The sequence below is a fragment of the Sorangium sp. So ce119 genome (assembly GCF_051524405.1).
Classification (GTDB): domain Bacteria; phylum Myxococcota_A; class Polyangia; order Polyangiales; family Polyangiaceae; genus Sorangium; species Sorangium cellulosum_G.
In genome coordinates, this window is sequence record NZ_CP150310.1 from 7156998 (window position 1) to 7176948 (window position 19951).

Sequence of the window (19951 nt, forward strand, 5' to 3'; positions counted from 1 at the left end):
AGGGGTCGCGTGGTCCTGGCTGCCCCACGCGGGGCAAGTCGTCATGCAAAGCGCGAGAATAACGGGATCGCGTGGTCCTGGCTACCCCGATCCCGGGCCCCTTCCACCGCGCCGCTTCGAGGCCTGCCCCGCCCCGGGTCGCCGCGACGCCCGCGCGTCGCGCGCGCGGATCGGTCGCAGCCGATCAGCGGGCACGAGCAGGCGCTCCCGCACTCCCGGTGGATGGAGTCGTTCGGGACCGCGCAAGCAACAGTGCAATAATTCGTCCCACATTCAACCGTCACGTTGCCCGCGCACCCGGTGCCTGTGCACTTGAGCGTGCATTTGCCGTCTTGGCTGCACCGCAAGGTCAGGTCCCGGCAACCGCCGCTGTTGCAGACGACCTCGCACGGATAGGGACCCATGCAGGTCACGACAGCGCCGTTGCACTGGTCGCCGCACTCCAGCACCACGGGGGACTTCATCGTGTCGAGCAGCACGGACCCGGCGCACCCGCCCTCGTCGTCGCACGTCAGCTCGCACGTCTCCCCGTTGCAGTTGCAAGGGGTCCTGACGCCGCTGCTGTTGACGAGGAAGTTGACGCTGCAGTCCCCGGCCTGCTCCGGGGCCGACCCGCACGCCGTGCACGTCGCGGAGGGCGACTGACAGATCGCCCGATCGATGCAGCCGTCGCCGGACGGCAAGCAGCTCGTGGCGCACGCCGTGCCGCTCGGGTCGCAGTCGTAGAGCCCGCACTCCCTCGGCTCGGCGCTGCACCTGCCGTCGTCCGTGCAGGTGCCCGGAGGCGTCTCCTCGCCGTGCTCGCACGTGCCGCCGCACGGGGTGCCCACCGGGCCGCACGCGGCGAGGACGCCGCCCACCGTGTCATCGACGCTCATGCCGTCGATGCCCGAGACGAGCTGACAGCTCGCCGCCGCGAGGCTCGCGCCGAGCGTCAGCGCGGCGCAAGCAACAAGTCTCCTCAGGCCCAAGTCAAGAAGGTTCATCTGGCGGAGAGTTCAGCCCAGCGCAGCGCGGCGGACAAGCTCGGAAATCGCGGCCGGAGCCGCCAGGCGCACCCGGTGGAATTTTCTTCTCCGGGTCCACCGGAGACGCGCGCCGTGGCACGGAGGCATCTCGACCTGAGATGCCGCGCGCGGAGCGATCATTCACGGGCCCCGACGCGTCCGCGCCGGCCGGCGGCGCCCCCGCGCGCCGCGGCGCGACGGGCCCGCTCCGCCGCCGCCCTCCGGCACGACAGCCGGCGGAGCGCGGCGGCGGTGACGGGGCGCCCTTGCCCCCTCGCGCCGTCGGCTCCATAGCCGAGGCGGTCAGCGCGCCGCAGGCGTGGGCGCCGCGCGCGCCGGCGCAGCCGTGGCACGCACATGAAACGCACGTGAGAAGTGAACCGTGAGCCGCCAGAAAGAGACGCCAGCAGCCCTCAGGCGCCGCGCCGAGGGCGTGACCGCGATGGAGGCCTCGAGGTAGAACCGATGCCGTACCTTGTTTTCCGGGATTTCCCCGACAATACACCCATCCCCGATGACTGCTATAGCTGCGACGGTGCGCCGGACTGGGCGGCGCTGCTGGAGTGGATATGCCCCGATCTCTCGCCCGACGAGGCGGAGCGGCTCGCCACGATCGGTGAGGCGAGCGACGTCCGGCCGGACGTGGTCAGCCTGAAGCGGCTCATCGAGGAGCACGCGAGGCCGCAGGCGTCTCGGGGATCCGCCTGACGCGAACGACCGACACGGACGCCACAACCACGCATCTACACGACCGCAAAGGGATGGCGAAGATCATCGACCCTCGGCGCCACACGTGGCGCGACACCCCGGTGGACAGCATCGGCCTGCTGATCGACGCCGACGAGTATTACCCCGAGTTCTACCGGGTCGCGTCGATGGCGCGGCGATATCTGCTCCTCGCCGGCTGGCAGTTCGACAGCGACGTCGCCCTGCTCCGGGGCGGGCGGGAGGAGCAGGTGTCGAGCCCGATCACGCTGCTCAAGTTCCTGGACCACCTCTGCGAGATCAACCCGGATCTCCATATCTACATCCTCGCCTGGGATTTCCACCTCGTGTTCGCGCTCGAGCGCGAGTGGCTCCAGCAGCTCGTCTTCGAGTGGACGAACCACCGCCTGCACTTCCTGTTCGACTCGACGCACGTCGAGCGCGCCTCGCACCACCAGAAGTTCGTGGTCGCGGACGGCGAGCTCTCGTTCCTCGGCGGACTCGACCTCTGCGACCACCGCTGGGACGATCGCAGCCACGCGAACAAGAACCCCTTCCGCGTCAGCCGCGGTGAGCCGCACAAGCCGTTTCACGACGTGCAGGCCTACCTGCGGGGCCGCGAGGTCGCGCGGGCGCTGACCGAGATCTTCACCGATCGCTGGCGGCGCGCCGGGGGCGCGCCCATGGCGCTGCCGGACGTCGACGGGCTCGAGCCGACGTTCGCCGACTACCGGCCCGAGGGCGGCATCCTGCTCGAGACGAAGCACGTCACGCTGAGCCGCACCGATCCGCACGGCTCGCCCACCGGCGCCGAGCACTGCACGGAGATCCGCGACCTCTACCTCGACGCGATCGACGCGGCCGAGCGCTTCATCTACATCGAGACACAGTATTTCAGCTCCCAGGCCATCACCGACGGGATCGAGCGGCGCATGCGCGCCGAGGGCCGGCCGCTGCTCGACGTGGTGCTCGTGCTGAACATGGAGGCCGAGACCATGAAGGAGCAGATCGCCGTCGGCCTCTCCCAGGCGCAGATGCTCGGCAAGCTGCGCGCGGCGGCGGCCGAGACGGGGCACCGCCTCGGCGTCTACTACACCCTGCCGGCGTGCGGCGAGGACGAGACGGCCGAGCGCGCCACGTACATCCACTCGAAGGTGATGATCGTCGACGACCGCTTCCTCACGATCGGCTCGGCCAACCTGACGAACCGCAGCCTCTCGATCGACACGGAGATCAACGCCTCGGTCGAGACCGACGACCCGGACGACGCGCTGGGCCGCTCGATCCGCCGGGCGCGCGCGTCGCTCATCGGCGAGCACCTGGGCGACTTCGACTTCGATCGGGCGGACGACCTCGTCGCGCACCTCGACGCGGTGGCGAGCCCGCCGACCGGCCCGCGCACGCCCGGGAGCTCGTGCCGGCTGCGGCTCCACCCCTCGCCCACCGCGGACGAGCGCGTCCTGCTCGAGGTGATCGACCCGCAGGCGCTCCCGTTCGACCCCGCCGCGGTCGAGGACATGGACAAGCGCCACGGCTCGCTCTTCGTGGGCGGCCTCGGCGTGCTCTGGCGCCACCTCTTCAGCAGCAGCACCCGCACCGCCGAGAAGTAGCGCCGCAGAGGGCGATCCCTCGCGTGGCGCGTGGCGCGTGGCGGCGCGCGGAAGACGCGCCGCGCCCCGCCGCCCGGGCCGTTGCGGGACGACGGTGGCACATGGTACGCTGGTGCACTCGGCATGACCGAGAACGGCTCGGAATGATTGAGAATAACCGAGGACGACCGAGGGCGAGCGAGGACGGCTCCTCGAGGTTGTGTCTCACGCTGGAGCGTTGAAGCGACGAGGAGTATGCAAGAGCCAGAGATCACGATCGGGGGCATTTCGGTCCGCGACCTCGCGGAGCAGTACGGGACGCCGCTCTATGCCTACGATGCCGAGCGCATCCGGGATAACTTCCGTCGCCTCACGCGGGCGCTCCGCAGCAGCTATCCGGAGGTCTCCGTCTTCTACGCCATCAAGGCGTGCAACAACCTGGAGATCGCGAAGCTCCTGGTCGAGCAGGGCTCGGGCGTGGACGCCGCGAGCCCGAACGAGATCCGCCTGGCGCAGGCGCTCGGGCTGTCGGGCGAGCAGATCATCTACACGGGCAACAGCCTCTCGGACGAGGACCTTGCCGCGGGGCTGCGCGCCGGGGTCATCTTCAACGTGGATGATCACGGGATCCTGAAGCGCCTGTTCGCGCTCGGGCGGCCGCGCTGTATGTCGTTCCGGATCAACCCGAGCGGCGAGGACATCGCCACGCCCGATCTGAAGCCGTTCGCGGGGCCGTCGGCGAAGTTCGGGATCCACCCGAAGTACGTGGAGGAGGCCTACCGCACCGCGCTCGAGAACGGGGTCGAGCGGCTCGGGGTGCACATGATGCCCCACTCGCAGGCGAACAAGCCGGAGAGCTTCGCGCACGTCACCGGCAAGCTGCTCGACCTGATCGGGCCGGTCGCGCGGAAGCTCGGCTTCGACCTCGCGTTCCTGGACATCGGCGGCGGGCTCGGCATCCCCTACCGCCGGGAGCAGCCGCCGCTCGACGTGGAGGCGGTCGCCCGCGAGATCGCGGCGGTGGTCCAGAAGAAGTGCGCCGAGCACGGCCTGAAGGCGCCCCGCCTGGTCATGGAGCCGGGGCGCTACTTCGTCGGCGACGCGGGCTACGTGCTCGGGCGGGTGATCTCGATCAAGCAGGGATACAGGACGATCCTCGGCACGGACATCTCGATGAACACGATGGCGCGCCCGGTGATGTACGGCGCGTACCACGAGGTGCGGATCAATGGCCGCCGCGGCCGGACCGCCCCGATGGCGATGACGGGCCAGGTCTGTGAGAACACCGATATGTGGATCAGCGAGCGCGAGTTCCCCGCGGACGTCGCCGAGGGGGATGTGGTCGTGCTGATGGACGCCGGCGCGTATGGCCACGTGATGAGCTACGATTACAACGGCAGGCTGCGGCCCGCCGAGGTGCTCGTCGACGGCGGCCGGAGCCGGCTGATCCGGCGGCGCGACACGTTCGAGGACATGGTCTCGCGGATGTGCCTGTCCGACGACATCAAGGAGCGCCTGCGCACGGCGGCCGCGGATGCGGCGGGCCAGGCCGGCAGAGGCTGAAGCGGCGCGCGCGGCGGCCTCTCCGGCCGACTTGTGAGCTGCGCTGTCCTTCCCTATACGGCATTCATGCCGTTCACCTTCGTCCGCATCGATCATGTGCAGCTCGCGATGCCGCCCGGGCAGGAGCCGCGGGCGGCGGCGTTCTACCGGGACGTGCTCGGGATGGAGGAGGTCCCCAAGCCCGAGCCGCTGGCGTCGCGCGGCGGCGCGTGGTTCCGCGCGGGTACGGTGGTGGTGCACCTCGGCGTGGAGCGCGACTTCCAGCCGGCGCGCAAGGCCCACCCCGGCCTCGTGGTGAAGGGCATCGACGACATCGCGGCCGCGCTCAGGGCCGCGGGTCACGACGTGCGCTGGAGCGACGAGCTGCCCGAGGTGAGGCGGTTCCACACGGACGATCCGTTCGGGAATCGCCTCGAGATCATCGACGGCGACTGAGGCGCCGCGGGCCGGGCGGCCTGCGGGGCCGCCTGCTCGTCGTCTTCAGCGACATCGAGATGGGCGCCGAGGGGGCGTTCGACGCTCTCGGTGAGCCCCGGAGCGCTCGGCCTGGCGCCCGTGGCGCGCTCAAGGGCAGCGTCCGGTGCCGGGGCAAGCGGCCCAGGCGATGTGGCCGCCGCCGTTGTAACTGGCGGACAGCTGCCCCTCGAAACGCTCGGTAGAGCCTTCCGGCGACGCCGTCCCTTCGAAGCTGTAATCGACCGGCCCCACCCCGAGCCCCGGCCACGGGAGACGATAGCTGAACCGCACCGTATCGCCCGACACGCTGCCGTCCGTCACGGCTCCGCAGTTCGTTTCCGGATCGCCCGCAGGAACTTCAGGCCCGCAGACAGTCCCGCTCAGCGCCCCGTCCGCTGCCTGGGTCAGCTGCGCCTCGAAGGGATCCTCGAACTCCGCGCTGGTCCAGCGCCCGGACACGTCGAGCGCCGCAGTCTCACCCGTGCCCGGAACGGAATCGCCGCCCGCCGCGCCGTCGGGACCGGCCTCGGCGTCGCTGGGGGTGCCTGTATCAACACCGCCGCAGGACGACGCGAGCGCCGAGAGACAGCAGGCGAGGAGCATGGTGGTGGTGTGCAAGGTAATCTTCATGGGCGCAGTCTAGAACACCGACGATGACGCAGCCCTGAGAAAACGAACCACAGAGGCACAGAGGGCACAGAGTTTTTTGTTGTTCCTCTGTGCCTCTGTGGTCAAATCTCTTCACGACCTCACGGCGTCAGGCCGCCGACGCCTGCGGCTTCGCCTTGCGCGCGTGGCGGTTCGCCGGCCGGGCCAGCCCGAGGTTCTCCCGGAGCGTGCGGCCCTCGTACTCCGTTCGGAACAGGCCGCGCCGGCGCAGCTCCGGGATCACCAGCTCCACGAAGTCGTCCAGCCCGCCCGGGAGCCACGGCGGCATCACGTTGAAGCCGTCGGCGCCGCCCTGCGTGAACCAGGCCTCGAGCTCGTCCGCGATCTGCTCCGCCGAGCCCACGATCGTCCAGTGGCCGCGCGCCCCGGCCACCCAGAGGTAGAGCTCCCGGATGGTGAAGTTGCGCTTGCGGGCGATGTCGAACATCAGCGCCTGACGGCTCTTGTTGTTGTTGGTCTCCGGCAGATCGGGCAGCGGCCCGTCCACCGGATACCCCGAGAGGTCGACCCCGCCCGACAGGCCCGAGAGCAGCGACAGGCCGACCTCCGGCAAGATGAGGTCCTGGAGCTGCTGGTACTTCGCCCTGGCCTCCGACTCGGTCCTCGCGACAACGGGGAACACCCCCGGCATGATCTTGAGCTGGTCGGGGTGGCGACCGTACCTCGCCATCCGGCCCTTGACGTCGGCGTAGAACGCCTGCGCGTCCTCCAGCGTCTGCTGCGCGGTGAAGATCACCTCCGCCGTCTCGGCCGCGAGATCCCGGCCCGCCTCCGACGATCCCGCCTGCACGATCACCGGGTGACCCTGCGGCGGACGCGGGATGTTGAGCGGCCCCCGGACGGAGAAGAACTTCCCCTTGTGATCGAGCGTGTGCAGCTTCTCCGGGTCGTAATAGGCGCCCGACGCCTTGTCGCGGAGGAAGGCGTCGTCTTCCCAGCTGTCCCAGAGGCCGGTGACCACGTCGACGAACTCGCGCGCCCGGGCGTACCGCTGCGCATGGTCGGGGTGGGCGTCGAGCCCGAAGTTCCCCGCCGCCTCGCCCCCGCCGGTGGTGACCACGTTCCACCCCGCCCGCCCCTGGCTGAGGTGGTCCAGCGAGGCGAACTTGCGCGCCAGCAGGTAGGGCTCCTCGTACGTGGTGGACGCCGTGGCGATGAAGCCGATGCGCTCCGTGACGGCCGCGAGCGCGGAGAACAGCGTGACCGGCTCGAAGCTGGCGCCGTACGCCGTACGGCCTTTCGCCCCCGGGCGGTTCTGCAGCGCGAGCCCGTCCGCGAGGAACACGGCGTCGAACCCGGCCCGCTCCGCCGTCTGGGTGATGCGCCGGTAATGCCCGAAGTTGATGCCGCCGTCCGCCTGCGCCTCCGGGTGCCGCCAGGCCGCCACGTGGTGTCCTGCGCCGGGCAAGAAGGCGCCCAGACGGATCTTCCGCTGCTTGTCGCTCATGGATGTCCTCGGTCTCGGTCCTCGCGCGGGCGCTCGCCGCTGCTCGCCGCTGCTCGCCGTGGCTCACCGGCGATCATCGCCGCTCGCCGCTCGCCGCGCGCGTCCGTGACCGCAAGCCCCGTGCCCGGCGGCGGAGCCGCGGGCCGCAGCGGCCAGGAACGAGGCATCTCCCCTGCCCGCGCGGCGGCGCGCCCCTCTTTCCGCGCGGCGGCGTGCTGCGAGGGCAGCAGCGGACCGACAGCGCTGCGGGCGCAGTGCTGGCAGGGAAGCACCCGCCGGGCGCGCGCTCCCCAGGGCTCGAGTCGCGCCCGCCAGCTGCCGCCGACGGAGCCGGGCTACTGCCAGCGGAAGAGCTTCAGGGCCAGCGCGAAGGAGACAACGCCCCAGGCGGCCATCACCGCGAGCTCGGGCGCGAGCGCGGCGAGCGTCGCGCCCTCGAGCATCACGCCGCGGAGCGCGTCGTTCAGCGCGGTGAGGGGCAGCGCCTGGATGAAGGGCTGGATCGCGTCGGGGAAGCGCTCGGTCGAGAAGAAGATGCCGGAGAAGATCCACATCGGGAACTGCGCCAGGTTCGTCAGGCCCGAGACGCCCTCCAGGGTCCGCGGCCGCGCCGCGATGAGCAGGCCCATGCCGACGAACGACAGCGCGCCGACCACGACGACCAGCGCGAGCGCGGCGAGCGAGCCGGCGATCGGGACGCCGAGCACGAGGCACGCGAACAGGAGCAGGGCCACGACCTCGATCGCCAGGAACACGAGCCGCGCCCCGAGGTGGGTCACGAGCAGGTGCCAGCGCCGCACCGGCGCCGCGGCGAACAGCTTCATGAGCTTGCCGATGCGCTGCTGCACGATCGCGAAGCCGATCGCCCAGAGCCCGGTCATCATCAGGTTCATGCCGAGCAGCCCGGGCACAAGGAAGTCGATGTAGCGCGACCCCCGCTCGGTCATCTCGAGCGCCGCCGGCTGGAACGCGTCCGCGCGCCCCGCCGCGCGCTGGAGCGCCTGGTCCACCTCGAGCCGCGCCATGCGGCTCTCCGGCCGCGTCGGATCGTACCAGTACGTGGGCGGATCGGTGGCGAGCACGACCAGCGACACCTTGCCGGCCCGGAGCGCCTGCCGCCCCTGCTCCCGCGGGACCACCGTCGCCACGACCTGCCCCGCGGCCTCGAGCGCCGCGCGCCGCGGCTCGGCGTGGACGCCCGCCTCGACGCCCACCAGCACCGGCTCCGCCGGTTGGCTCCTGAACGCGACGGCCAGCGCCGACGACATCAGGATCGGGAACACGAGCATCCAGAAGATCGCCTCGGGCTCGCGCAGGAACTCCGCCACCCGCGCCCGGATGAGAAGCGCGAGCGGCGCGCCGCGCAGCGAGCGGAGCCACGCCATCACGCCGCCTCCTCGCCCGCGAGCTTCCGCCCGGCGAGCGCCATGAACACGTCCTCGAGGCTCGCGTGCTGGGTCGTGAGCCGCCGCACCTCGACCCCGCCCGCCGCGCACAGCGCGAGCAGCGGCGGGAGCACGCGCGCCACGTCGCGCACCGTCAGCCGCAGCGCCCCCTGCGCGGCGCGCACGGCCTCCACCCCGGGCAGCGCCCCGAGCTCCTCCTCGGCGATCTCCCCGTCCACCTCGACCTCCACGACGTGCTCGGCGCCCAGCGACGCGACGAGCGCCGCCGGCGTGCCGAGCGAGAGCAGCCGCCCGCGATCGACGATCGCCACCCGATCGCAGAGGCGCGCGGCTTCTTCCATGTAGTGCGTGGTCAGCAGGACGGTGCGACCGCGCGCCTTCAGGTCCTCGACGACGGCCCAGATCTCGCGGCGCGACGCCGGGTCGAGGCCGGTGCTCGGCTCGTCGAGGAAGAGCACCTCGGGGTCGCCCGCGAGCGCGCACGCGAGCGACAGCCGCTGCTTCTGCCCGCCCGACAGCCCGCGCACGTACGCGCCCGACTTCTCCTGCAAGGACACGCGGCGCAGCGCCTCCGCCGGGTCGAGCCCGCGCGGGTAGAAGCTGCGGAACAGCGCGATCACCTCGCCCACGCGGAGCTTGTCCGGGAAGCGCGTCTCCTGGAGCTGGATGCCGAGCCGCCGGCGCAGCGCGATGCCGTCCCCGACCCAGCGCTCGCCCAGCACCTCGACGTCGCCGGCGTCGGGCCGGGTCAGCCCCTCGAGGATCTCCACCGTGGTCGTCTTGCCCGCGCCGTTCGGGCCGAGCAGGCCGAAGCACTCGCCGCGCCGCACCTCGAGGTCGAGCCCGTTCACGGCCACGACGTCGCCGTAGCGCTTGACCAGACCGCGGCAGACCAGGGCGGGAGAGGCGGACACGGCACGCGTGTATCGCAGCGCATGGCGAAAAGGAACCCGCGCCCTCGATCGAGGCGCCGCGCGGGCGTCCTCGGCCCGGCCTCGACGCTGCCTCGCGCGCGGGGCGGAGGCGGCCTGCGCGCGCGGGGCGGAGGCGCGCCGCGGAGCGCCCTCGACGAACGAAGGGCACCTCCACGCGCCCACAGGTGCGCCGGAAAATTCGACAGTCGACGCGACGCCTTGCCTCTCCGGAGAATCGAATCTCGCCAGACACCTGCGGCAAGCGCGTCGAGCGTGGCCCTGCAAGGAACATCCGGTTCGAGATCGTGGCCTGGCCGATCTGCAATCTCTGAGCGACGGAGTTGGGGGGCGCGTGGTGAGCGATGAAGAGGGAGTGGTGCCGGTGCACTGCGGCGAGGTCATCGCGGACCGCTACCGGGTCGAGCGGCTGCTCGGGATCGGCGGGATGGGGGCCGTGGTCGCGGCGCGGCACCTGTCGCTGGGCGAGCTCGTGGCCATCAAGTTCATGCGGGCGGAGTACTGCAACAACGCGGCGCTCCTGAGGAGGTTCCAGCGCGAGGCGCGCGGGATGTTCCGGCTGAAGACCGAGCACGTGCCGCGGGTCTACGACCTCGGCTCGCTCGCGCCGCGGCACGGGACCGGGCTGCCGGTGCCGTTCATCGTGATGGAGCACCTGTCGGGCAACGATCTCCGCTCGATCGTGGAGCGCCGCGGGCGGCTCCCGGTCGAGGAGGCGGCGGAGTACGTCCGTCAGGCCTGCGTCGCCCTCACCGAGGCGCACGCGCTCGGGATGGTGCACCGGGACCTGAAGCCCGCGAACCTGTTCCTGACGTACCGGACCGACGGCACGCCGCTCGTCAAGGTGCTCGACTTCGGCGTCGCGAAGTTCACGTGCGCGAAGCCCGAGGACGACGGGCTCGAGATGACGACCGCGCGGTCGGTCATGGGCTCGCGCCGCTACATGGCGCCCGAGCAGATGCTCACGCCCAAGGACGTCGACCTGCGCGCGGATCTCTGGGCGCTCGGGGTCGTGCTCTACCAGCTCGTGAGCGGCACGCTGCCGTTCGGCGCGGAGACGCTGGAGCAGCTCGTCCTGGTCGTGTCGGAGCAGGCGCCGCGGCCGCTCCGGAGCGCGCGCGCCGATCTGCCCGAGGGGTTCGAGGAGATCGTGATGCGCTGCCTCGAGAAGAACCGGGCACGCCGCCCGGCGTCGGCCCGCGAGCTCGCCGTGGCGCTCGCGCCGTTCGCGCTGTGCGGGCCGCCCGACGCGACGCTGCCCACGGCGGTGCACCGGAGCCAGCCGACGTTCACGTGGCTGGACGAGGGGCCGCCCACGACCGCCGTCCAGCCGCCCGAAACGAAGAGGATCGAGCCCCGCCGGCCGAGGCGGGCGTGGATCGCGGCCGCGGCCGGCGCCTTCTCCGCGAGCGCCGCGCTGGCCGCGGCGGTGCTGCCGTCCGGGTGGCCGGGCGCGGCGGGGTCCACCTGGGCCGACGGCGCCGGCGCGCAGCGGCTCGCCGGCGTGCCGCAGGGGCTCGCCGAGGCGCCGCAGGCGACCCCGATGGCCGCCGGGCCGCTGGCGTCGCACGCGGCCGACGGCGCGCTGCACGGCGGCGCCGGGAGCGCGGCCGGCGCGCCCCTCGGGGACGCCGCCCGGGAGGCGCCCGCGGCCGCGTGCGACGCGGTCGGCCTCGTCCTGCCGGCGAGGGCCGCGCAGCCCGCGCGGGCGGGCTCCGAGCGGACGCAGCGCACGCCCGCGCGCGCGGCGGTCGCGTCGGGGCCCACGGGCGGCCCCGGGGAGCCGCAGGGGCGGCCGGGGCGGCCGGATCGACAGGAGCGCCCCGCGCCCGCGGGCGGCGCGCCCAGGGCGGCCTCCGCGGCGCGCCAGGACGCGGCTCCGCAGGAAGCGCCTTCGCCGGCGCCCGTCGCCCCCGCGGCTGCCGGGGCGGCACCGGCGGCCGCGGCGCCGCGGGCCGGCGGCGGCGCCCCGGCGCCCGTCGAGGCGCCCGGCCGCAGCGCGGAGGGCGCGCCGGCGGGCGCGTCGGACAGCCCCTGGTGATCGCCATGCGCCGACGAGCTCGAACGACGGTCCGCTGCTCGCTCCCGCGCGGGGTCGCCTGCGCGCTCGCGGCGCTGTCGCTGTCCGTCGCGCCGGCGAGCGGCGCCGCCGGCGAGCCCGGCGTGAAGCTGCCCGGCGCGGGCCAGAGCGACGCGAGCTTGCCCGGCGCGGGCCAGACCGGCGCCATCCAGGGCGGCGCGGGCCAGGGCAGCGCCGGCCAGACCGGCGCGAGCTCGCCCGGCGCCGGGCACAAGGAGCAGGTGCTCGCGCTGTACCAGGTCGCGACGCAGCTCCTCGACACGGGGCGCACGGCCGAGGCGTGCGCCGTGCTCGAGCAGGGGCGGACGCTCGATCCGACGGCGATCAACCTCCTCCTGCGGCTCGGCGAGTGCCTCGCGCGCGCGGACAGGACCGCGAGCGCCTGGAACGTCTTCAGCGAGGCTGCGGCCATCGCGAAGAGCGCGGGCGATCCCCGCGCGGCGCGCGCGGCGGCGCTCGCGGGGGCGCTCGAGCCGCGGCTCTCGCGGATGGAGATCGCGGTGCCCGCGGCGGGCGCCGCGCCGGGGCTGGAGATCCGGCGGGACGGCGTGCTCGTCCTGCCCGCGCAGTGGGGGCAGGCGCTCCCGGTCGACCCGGGGACGCACACGATCGAGGCCCGCGCGCCCGGCAGGCGGCGCTGGTCGCTCGCGCGCGCCGTGCCGCCGGGCGGCGCGCGCGTGGTCGTCGACGTGCCCGCCCTGGAGCCGGAACCGCCCGCGCGCGCGCTCGCCGCGGCGCCGCCGGGCCCCCGGAAGCAGGCGCTCCCTGTCATCTCGATCGCCGGCCAGCGCGGCGGCGACGGCGGCGACGGCGTCGGGCGCGCCCAGCGGGTGCTCGCGCTCACGACCGGCGGCGCGGGCCTCGTCGGGCTCGGCGTCGGCGCCGTGTTCGGCGCGCAGGCGATCGCCCGCCGGGACGCCTCGAACAAGGGCCACTGCGACGCGCGGAACCGCTGCGACGCGGCCGGGGTCGCGCTGCGGGCGGACGCGCAGGAGGCCGGCACCGCGTCGACGATCGCGTTCTCGGCCGGCGCGGCCGCGCTGCTCGCGGCCGGCGTGCTGCTCTGGACCGCGCCGTCCCGGCCCGCGCCCGCGCCGGCGAGCGCGCCCGCGCGCCGCAGCGCGGCCCCGACCACGGCCGCCGCCTCGGTCGGCCCCGGCGCGTTTTCGCTCGTCGTGGGCGGGAGGTACTGACATGGGCGCGCGCGGACCGCTCGGGATCGGCAAGCAGCTCTCGCTCGTGGCGCTCGGCTGCGCCGGGTGCAACACGCTGCTCGGGCTGGAGGACGGCAACCTCGTCGAGGAGCCCTGCGAGCCGCTCTCGGCTGTCGTCTGCTACAGCGGGCCGCCGGCGACCGAGGGCGTCGGCGCCTGCCTGACCGGCCTCCGGCGCTGCAATGCCGCCGGCGACGGCTACGGTCCCTGCGAGGGCGAGGTCACGCCCGCGCCCGAGCGCTGCGGCAACGCGGCCGACGACGACTGCGACGGCGCGGTCGACGAGCCGGACGGGAGCGGCGACGGCCCGGGCGGCTCCGCGGCCGGCGACGCCTGCACCTGCGCCCCCGGGGCGGTCGAGGCGTGCCCCTACGGCGGGCCGCCGGGGACCGCGGGGGTCGGCGCGTGCAGCGCCGGCCAGCGCGCGTGCGGGGCCGACGGCCTGTGGGGCGCGTGCGCCGGCGAGGTCACGCCGCGCGCCGAGGACTGCACGACGCCGGCCGACGAGGACTGCAGCGGCGGAGGGGACTGCGGCGCGCTGCTCCCCGGCGCGCCGGGCGGGCTCCTCGGCGGCGCCGGCCAGGAGCGGGCGCGCGCGCTCGCCGCGGGCAGCGGCGGCGTCGCGATCCTGGGCGGCGAGTTCGAGGGCTCGCTCGACCTCGGCGCCGGCCCGATCGCGACCGGCGCCGAGCGGGACGTCTTCGTCGCGCAGATCGCGGCGGACGGCGCCGTCGTGTGGACGAAGCGGCTCATCGACGAGGGGCAAGGCTCGCTCCAGGGGCTCGCGGTGGACCCGGCGGGCGGGATCGTGATCACCGGCGAGCTCGACGGGGTGCTGGGCGCCGCCGGGCTCACCACGTCCGCGCCGCGCGGGTTCGTGGTGAAGCTCGACGCCGCGGGCGCGGTGCGCTGGGGTGCGGTGCTCCCCCTCGGCAGGCCGCAGGACATCGCGGTGTCGGCGGCGGGCGAGGTCGTCGTCGCGCTGGCGGTGACGGAGCCGGGCGGGAGCGACGTGGCGGTGACCCGGCTCAGCGTGGGGGGCCTGCCGCTCTGGACCCGGGTGTTCGGGGGCCCGGGGACGCAGGAGCCGACCGGCGTGGCCGTGGACGCGCGCGGGGAGGTGGTCCTGACGGGGAGCTTCGAGGGCGAGGTCCAGTTCGGCGAGGAGGCGCCCCGGCTCTCGTCGGCCGGGATGAGCGACGTGTTCCTGGCCAAGCTCGACGAGCGCGGCGATCACATCGCGTCGCTCTCGTTCGGCGACGGCCGCCAGCAGCACGGGGGTGACGTCGAGGTCGGGCCGGGCGGCGAGATCGCGCTGAGCGGGACGTTCGAGGGGCTGCTCGATCTGGGCAGCAGCACGCTGTTCTCGGAGGGCGCGTCGGCGTTCGTTGTCGAGCTCGGGGTCGCGCGGGAGCACCGCTTCAGCCGGTCCTACCGGGCGGAGCGGCCGCCGCGCGTCGCGCTCGCGGCGGACGGCGGGCTCGTCTTCGCCGGCGACGTCGGCGGGCCGACCGATCTCGGCGGCGGCCCGCTCGACGGCGGCGGCGACGGCAGCAGCGGCAGCGACATCGTGGTGGCGCGGCTCGACGCCGAGGGGCGCCACGTGTGGAGCAAGCGGCTCGGCCCCGGCGCGGGGGCGAGCGGCGGGAGCCGGTCCGCGGCCGGCGTCGCGGCCTTCGCGGACCGCGGCCACGTCCTGCTCGCGGGGACGGTGGAGGGGAGCGTCGATCTCGACGGCGCCCCCGCGACGTCGGCGGCTGCCGACATCCTGATGGTCCGGATGGCGCCGTAGCGCGCCCGGAGCGCCGCGCGGCGCCGGCGACTCGCGGGAGAGCGCGGCCGGGCCCGGAGCCCACGTCGCGTCAGGCCCACAAAGCACGACAGGCGACCTGGGAGAGGCCGCCTGTCCTGCCCGGTCATGCCGGAGCGCGGGAGATCACTCGCAGGTGTCGGAGCACGCGGTGAGCGCCTGGCAGTCGTCGGCCTCGCCGCAGGCCGTGTAGGCGGCGTCGTAGCACTCGGAGTCCACCGGGGCCGACTCCTCGATGACGCACGTCTCGCAGTCGAGGTTGTCCACCTCCATGTTCACCACCCCGTCTTCCCCGCAGACGTCGGTCGCTTCATCCGTGGTGTCGCAGTACTGGGCGCACCGGATGGTCGCCTCGCAACCGCAATGCCAGAAGGTCAGCTTGGTGAGGGCCTCCACCTCAGCGGAGTTCGCGTCCTGACAGCACGTCACGCACTCCTCGAACTCGAGAGGGGTGCACTCGTTGGTCACATCCCCGCCCCCCTCACCGCCCTCGCCACCTCCCGTGGTGGTGGAAGAGGTGGTCGTGGAGGCATCCGAGCCGCCCTCGCCGTCGTCGCCGCCGGCGCCGCCCGAGCCGCTGCCGCCGTTGACCGTACATGCCGCCATCGCGCACACGCTGACCAGGATCGCCGCAAAACCAAGGGTCTTCATGAGTTCATCCTCCAACCAAGAAGAGTTGCGATGCTCGTGATGAAGGACACGTCGAGCGACGCCGCCCGGCAGCCCTTCCTCTGCACTTCAGCGCCGCCGTGGGCGCCGGGTTCTGTTCCTACACCATAAATTTTCGTGATGGTATCTGCCGCGTGCTCACCGCTGCGCCCATGCGCCGCTCGGAACACGCGAGGTGCGCACGTTCACGCAAGCTGTGCGTGAAGTAGGCGCGCGTGCGCACGATTCAGCCATCAACGGCATTTTCCAGCAGAAGCACACGCTAGCACGGTCGTATCGCGGGGGATCGAGCGCCACTGCGTGGATAACCTGCTCTCCAGAGGACTGGCGAGCTCAGGCGCGCTCGACAGACGAGAGGGCACGACAGGAGCGGGGCCTAAGGAATCCCCTTATTTTGCAGCCCTTTTCAGAGGAGAAATTCAACAGGGAGGCGGGGAGGCGGGGAGGCGGGGAGGCGGGGAGTATTTGAAGATTTTCCTCCCCCGCCTCCCCGCCTCCCTGTGAATTTCTCCGATGAATTTGAGGGAATGCTCAGGAGCGGGGCAGCAGAGCTCGCTGGTGCGGTGTCGCGCGTCGCTTGTGCGAGCTCGGGCGGGCGTGGAGAGCATGGGTCGGCGAGGCGACGAGCCGACGAGAGGCGCTGGCGAGGCGACGAGCCGACGAGAGGCGCTGGCGCGGCTACGAGCCGCCGAGGGCGCGCCGCATGGCGCAGTCGAGATCGCCCTTGCAGGGGTCGCCCGCCGCGCGCGCGCCGCCCTGGCTCGGCGGCGGCGCGGCGGCCGCGGCCGTGGCCGCCGGGGCGCGGGTCTCGGCGGTGCGCTTCGCGGCCGCCTTGTCTCCGCCGGACGGGGCGGCGGGCCGCGCCTTGGCCCCGCGCGCGGCGCGATCGCGCGCCTTGTCGGCCTGCCTGGCCGGGGGCGCCGCCGCGGCCGCGGGCTTCTCCTCCACCCTGGGCAGCTGCGCCAGCGCCGCGCCCGCTGCGTGCCGCACGCCGGGCTGCGCGGCGGCGCGGAGCGTCTCGCGCGGGGCGCCGAGCCACACCGCGCTGGCGACGACGGCGGCGCCGACGAGGCCCATGGCGCCCAGACGCACGATCGCCGCCCGCCGCGGCCGCGGGGGGCGCAGGTCGATCGGGACCTCGGACGGCACGGGCGTGAGCTCCGGTGGCCTGAACGCCGGCAACTCGGCGGGGGCGCCGAACGGAAAGAGATCCAGGTAGCTGCTGCGCTGCTGTTCCTCGCCGGCATCCATGCCGTGGATATCCACCATCCCGGAGCCCTTCGCCCCGTGATGGGCCCGCGCGACGGCGGCCTTGTCGGCGGCCGCCTCCTCCACGGCGAGCAGCGCGCTCAGGGAGATCACCACCGAATTCTCGTCCCGCGGCCCGGACGCCGCGCTGCTCGGCGCCGCGGCGCCGCCGCCGCCAGGGCCCGCAGATCGTCGATCCGTCTCACCGGGCAGTTGACTCGTGCTTCTCATACGCTCCACCCCGCCTGCCCTCCGTGTCGACCGAGCACAGGGCACAGACAGCGTCCATCAGTGTACTCGGCCTCTACCGCTCTTGATACAAGTTTTTCACTGCACTGGAGGGCACACCTCATCACGACAGCGCCGGAGGGCTCAGCGCTCGTGCGCGCGGCGGCCAGAGCTCCCCACAGCGACACACCGGCGCGCGGCGAGCGACACCGTTGATCCGCTGGGCCTGTCCGGGCGCGGGTGCGCGGCCCCCTCCCGGCCCCGCCCACGCGCGCCCCGCTCGCGACGGAACCGGAGGCGATGACGAGCGGTGACGAGCGGTGACGAGCGGTGACGAGGAAGGAGCGCGAGATTCGCTTTGTGATCGAGAATCCAAACAGCCGCCGGAAATCGCGCGGCGTCGCCGGGCCGGTCGACAATTCACCTCGACGAAACCTCGAGGAAACATGGCGCTCGGCATAAGACATTTCACCACGACGTCGTGTCGTTGGCCCCCTGTCCGAGGGCCGATCCCTGCTGGGCAGGGCGGGCCTTCGGCGCTCAGCCGGGAGTCTCACAGCGCAGTCGCTGACTCCCGAGCTTCACAACGGCTCTTGTGCAGTCGATTCGCCGCGCCGCGTCGATGCAGGGCATTGAACGGGCTCCCGGCACCCAAGGAGGATGCGTTGAACAAGTTCACGTCTGGGATGGACGTTGTTGAGGAGCGGCCGGCGGCGGGCCCCTCGAGGCGGCGGGCGCTCTGCATCGCGGCGGCGGCCCTCGCCGGCGCGGCCCTGCTCTCCGCGTGCGAGAAGGAGGGCGAGGAGGCGCCCGCGCCGGGGGCCTCGCCCGGGGCGCCCGCGGCGGCCGCGTCGGATGGCGCCACCATCAAGGTCGGCGTGCTCCACTCGCTGAGCGGCACCATGTCGATCAGCGAGGTGGCGGTGAAGGACGCGACGCTCCTCGCCATCGAGGAGATCAACAAGGCGGGCGGCGTCCTCGGCAAGCAGCTCACGCCCGTCATCGAGGACGGCGCCAGCGACTGGCCGACGTTCAACGAGAAGGCCAGGAAGCTCGTCCAGCAGGACGGCGTGGCGGTCGTGTTCGGCGGGTGGACCAGCGCGAGCCGCAAGGCGATGCTCCCCTCGTTCGAGGAGCTGAACGGCCTCCTGTTCTACCCCGTCCAGTACGAGGGCCTGGAGCAGTCGCCGAACATCTTCTACACCGGCGCCGAGCCGAGCCAGCAGATCGTCCCCGCGGTCGACTACCTGCTCGAGAAGGGCAAGAAGCGCATTTACCTGCTCGGCTCCGACTACGTCTTTCCGCGTACGGCCAACAAGATCATCAAGGCGCAGCTCGCGGCGAAGGGCGGCGAGCTCGCCGGCGAGGAGTACCTGCCGCTCGGCGGGACCGAGGTCAGCACGATCATCAGCAAGATCGGCGCGGCGAAGCCGGACGCGATCTTCAACACGCTGAACGGCGACAGCAACGTGGCGTTCTTCAAGCAGTTCAAGGACGCCGGCTACACCGCCGAGAAGCTGCCGGTCCTCTCGGTGAGCGTCGCCGAGGAGGAGGTGCGCGGCATCGGCGCCGACAACATCGCCGGACACCTCGTCTCGTGGAACTACTACCAGACCACCGACACCCCCGAGAACAAGAAGTTCGTCGAGGCGTACAAGGCCAAGTACGGCGCCGCGCGCGTCACGGACGATCCCATCGAGGCGGGCTATTTCGGGGTCTTCCTGTGGAAGATGGCCGTCGAGAAGGCGAAGTCGACCGACGTCGCCAAGGTGAAGGAGGCCGTGCAGGCCGGAGGCATCGAGTACGCCGCGCCCGAGGGCCCGGTCCGGCTCGACGGGAAGACCCAGCACACCTGGAAGACGGTGCGCATCGGCAAGGTGCGGCAAGACGGCCTCATCGACGAGGTGTGGAGCACGGGCAAGCCGGTCCAGCCGGACCCGTACCTCACCGCGTTCCCCTGGGCGAAGGAGCTGGCCGCGAAGTAGCGCGGCGGCGCGGCCTCAACCTGCTTGGTGCTTCCGATGAACGAAGTCCTCCTCCACGCCTTCAACGGCCTCAGCCTGGGCTCGATCCTCCTGCTCATCTCGATGGGCCTCGCGTTCTCGTTCGGCCTGATGAACGTGATCAACATGGCCCATGGCGAGTTCATCATGGCAGGGGCCTACACGACGTACGTCATCGGGCAGCACCTTGCGCCGCTCGTCGGGGGGACGGAGGCCGGGGTCTGGTTCCTGCTCGCGCTGCCGGCCTCGTTCCTCGTGGCCGGCGTGCTCGGGCTGGCGCTCGAGCTCTCGATCGTGCGCTTCCTCTACGGCAGGCCGCTCGACACGCTGCTCGCCACGTGGGGCGTCGGCCTCGTGCTGCAGCAGGCGGCGCGCAGCCTGTTCGGCGCGTCGAACGTGCAGGTCTCGAGCCCGTCGTGGCTGAGCGGCGGCGTCGCGCTCTCGGACGGGGTGCAGTTCCCCTACAAGCGCGTCTTCCTCATCGCGCTCGTGATCGCGTGCATCGTCGCGGTCTACACGTACCTGCACCGCTCGGCCGGCGGCCGGCGGCTGCGGGCCGTGATGCAGAACCGGGAGATGGCCGCGTGCCTCGGCGTGCGCGCGCGCCGGGTCGACGCGGCGACGTTCGCGCTCGGGGCGGGGCTCGCCGGGGTCGCGGGCTGCGCGCTGACGCAGCTCGGCTCGATCGGGCCGTCGCTCGGGACGAACTACATCGTCGACGCCTTCATGGTGGTCATCCTCGGGGGCCTCGGGCGGCTGCCCGGCACGGTGGTGGCGGCGCTCGTCATCGGCGTGGCGAACACGCTGCTCGAGCTCTCGACGACCGCGTCGCTCGGCAAGGCGCTCGTGTTCGCGCTGGTGATCGCCTTTTTGCAGTGGCGGCCGACAGGCCTGCTCGCCCTGCGCACCCGATAGAAGAGGACAC

Annotated in this window: 16 protein-coding genes; 9 read left to right on the forward strand and 7 right to left on the reverse strand. The window is 72.9% G+C overall.

The window, feature by feature from the left end:
• Positions 1 to 41: 41 nt before the first annotated feature.
• Positions 42 to 971, reverse strand: a complete 930-nt coding sequence (locus WME76_RS26895; RefSeq protein ID WP_437955140.1) for a hypothetical protein — start codon at positions 969 to 971, stop codon at positions 42 to 44.
• Positions 972 to 1472: 501 nt separating this feature from the next.
• Between WME76_RS26895 and WME76_RS26900 the strand changes: the two genes are divergently transcribed.
• The 4 genes from WME76_RS26900 to WME76_RS26915 all read left to right on the forward strand — a co-directional run bounded on the left by WME76_RS26900 (position 1473) and on the right by WME76_RS26915 (position 5299).
• On the forward strand, positions 1473 to 1715 hold the full coding sequence (locus tag WME76_RS26900; RefSeq protein WP_437285047.1) for a hypothetical protein: 243 nt from the start codon (positions 1473 to 1475) through the stop codon (positions 1713 to 1715).
• Positions 1716 to 1768: 53 nt separating this feature from the next.
• Positions 1769 to 3322 carry a phospholipase D-like domain-containing protein gene (locus WME76_RS26905; RefSeq protein WP_437955141.1) on the forward strand — a complete coding sequence of 518 codons (1554 nt, stop codon included), beginning with the start codon at positions 1769 to 1771 and terminating at the stop codon, positions 3320 to 3322.
• A 234-nt stretch (positions 3323 to 3556) separates the two neighbouring features.
• Positions 3557 to 4864 carry a diaminopimelate decarboxylase gene (gene lysA / locus WME76_RS26910; protein WP_437955142.1) on the forward strand — a complete coding sequence of 436 codons (1308 nt, stop codon included), beginning with the start codon at positions 3557 to 3559 and terminating at the stop codon, positions 4862 to 4864.
• A gap of 66 nt (positions 4865 to 4930) precedes the next feature.
• Positions 4931 to 5299, forward strand: a complete 369-nt coding sequence (locus WME76_RS26915) for a VOC family protein (protein ID WP_437955143.1) — start codon at positions 4931 to 4933, stop codon at positions 5297 to 5299.
• A 129-nt stretch (positions 5300 to 5428) separates the two neighbouring features.
• Here WME76_RS26915 and WME76_RS26920 read toward each other — a convergent pair whose 3' ends face one another.
• The 4 genes from WME76_RS26920 to WME76_RS26935 form a co-directional block, all read right to left on the reverse strand.
• Entirely contained in the window at positions 5429 to 5950 is a 522-nt protein-coding gene (locus WME76_RS26920) for a hypothetical protein (RefSeq protein ID WP_437955144.1), read from the reverse strand.
• A 127-nt stretch (positions 5951 to 6077) separates the two neighbouring features.
• Positions 6078 to 7436 (reverse strand): LLM class flavin-dependent oxidoreductase, encoded by a 1359-nt coding sequence (locus WME76_RS26925; protein ID WP_437955145.1) that lies wholly within the window; start codon positions 7434 to 7436, stop codon positions 6078 to 6080.
• A 335-nt stretch (positions 7437 to 7771) separates the two neighbouring features.
• On the reverse strand, positions 7772 to 8821 hold the full coding sequence (locus WME76_RS26930; RefSeq protein WP_437955146.1) for an ABC transporter permease: 1050 nt from the start codon (positions 8819 to 8821) through the stop codon (positions 7772 to 7774).
• Positions 8821 to 9756, reverse strand: a complete 936-nt coding sequence (locus WME76_RS26935; RefSeq protein WP_437955147.1) for an ATP-binding cassette domain-containing protein — start codon at positions 9754 to 9756, stop codon at positions 8821 to 8823. The genes WME76_RS26930 and WME76_RS26935 overlap by 1 nt, the downstream gene beginning before the upstream one ends.
• Positions 9757 to 10132: 376 nt before the next feature.
• On the opposite strand from WME76_RS26935, the gene WME76_RS26940 reads away from it, so the two are divergent.
• Genes WME76_RS26940 through WME76_RS26950 form a run of 3 tightly spaced genes read left to right on the forward strand, consistent with a single transcriptional unit; the run spans position 10133 to position 14860 of the window.
• Positions 10133 to 11815: a protein kinase domain-containing protein gene (locus WME76_RS26940; protein WP_437955148.1), complete on the forward strand. Its 1683-nt coding sequence runs from the start codon at positions 10133 to 10135 to the stop codon at positions 11813 to 11815.
• A 5-nt stretch (positions 11816 to 11820) separates the two neighbouring features.
• A complete protein-coding gene (locus tag WME76_RS26945; protein WP_437955149.1) occupies positions 11821 to 13047 on the forward strand; it encodes a tetratricopeptide repeat protein in 1227 nt (408 codons plus the stop codon).
• A 1-nt stretch (position 13048) separates the two neighbouring features.
• Positions 13049 to 14860: a hypothetical protein gene (locus WME76_RS26950; protein WP_437955150.1), complete on the forward strand. Its 1812-nt coding sequence runs from the start codon at positions 13049 to 13051 to the stop codon at positions 14858 to 14860.
• 144 nt (positions 14861 to 15004) lie between these two features.
• Here WME76_RS26950 and WME76_RS26955 read toward each other — a convergent pair whose 3' ends face one another.
• Both WME76_RS26955 and WME76_RS26960 read right to left on the reverse strand, forming a co-directional pair.
• Positions 15005 to 15529 carry a hypothetical protein gene (locus tag WME76_RS26955; protein ID WP_437955151.1) on the reverse strand — a complete coding sequence of 175 codons (525 nt, stop codon included), beginning with the start codon at positions 15527 to 15529 and terminating at the stop codon, positions 15005 to 15007.
• A 696-nt stretch (positions 15530 to 16225) separates the two neighbouring features.
• Positions 16226 to 16909: a hypothetical protein gene (locus WME76_RS26960; protein WP_437955152.1), complete on the reverse strand. Its 684-nt coding sequence runs from the start codon at positions 16907 to 16909 to the stop codon at positions 16226 to 16228.
• An 800-nt stretch (positions 16910 to 17709) separates the two neighbouring features.
• Between WME76_RS26960 and urtA the strand changes: the two genes are divergently transcribed.
• Together urtA and urtB are read left to right on the forward strand one after the other, a co-directional pair.
• Positions 17710 to 19008 (forward strand): urea ABC transporter substrate-binding protein, encoded by a 1299-nt coding sequence (urtA, locus tag WME76_RS26965; protein WP_437955153.1) that lies wholly within the window; start codon positions 17710 to 17712, stop codon positions 19006 to 19008.
• Positions 19009 to 19044: 36 nt separating this feature from the next.
• Complete coding sequence (gene urtB / locus WME76_RS26970; RefSeq protein WP_437955154.1) at positions 19045 to 19941, forward strand: urea ABC transporter permease subunit UrtB; 897 nt, start codon at positions 19045 to 19047, stop codon at positions 19939 to 19941.
• Positions 19942 to 19951: the final 10 nt, after the last annotated feature.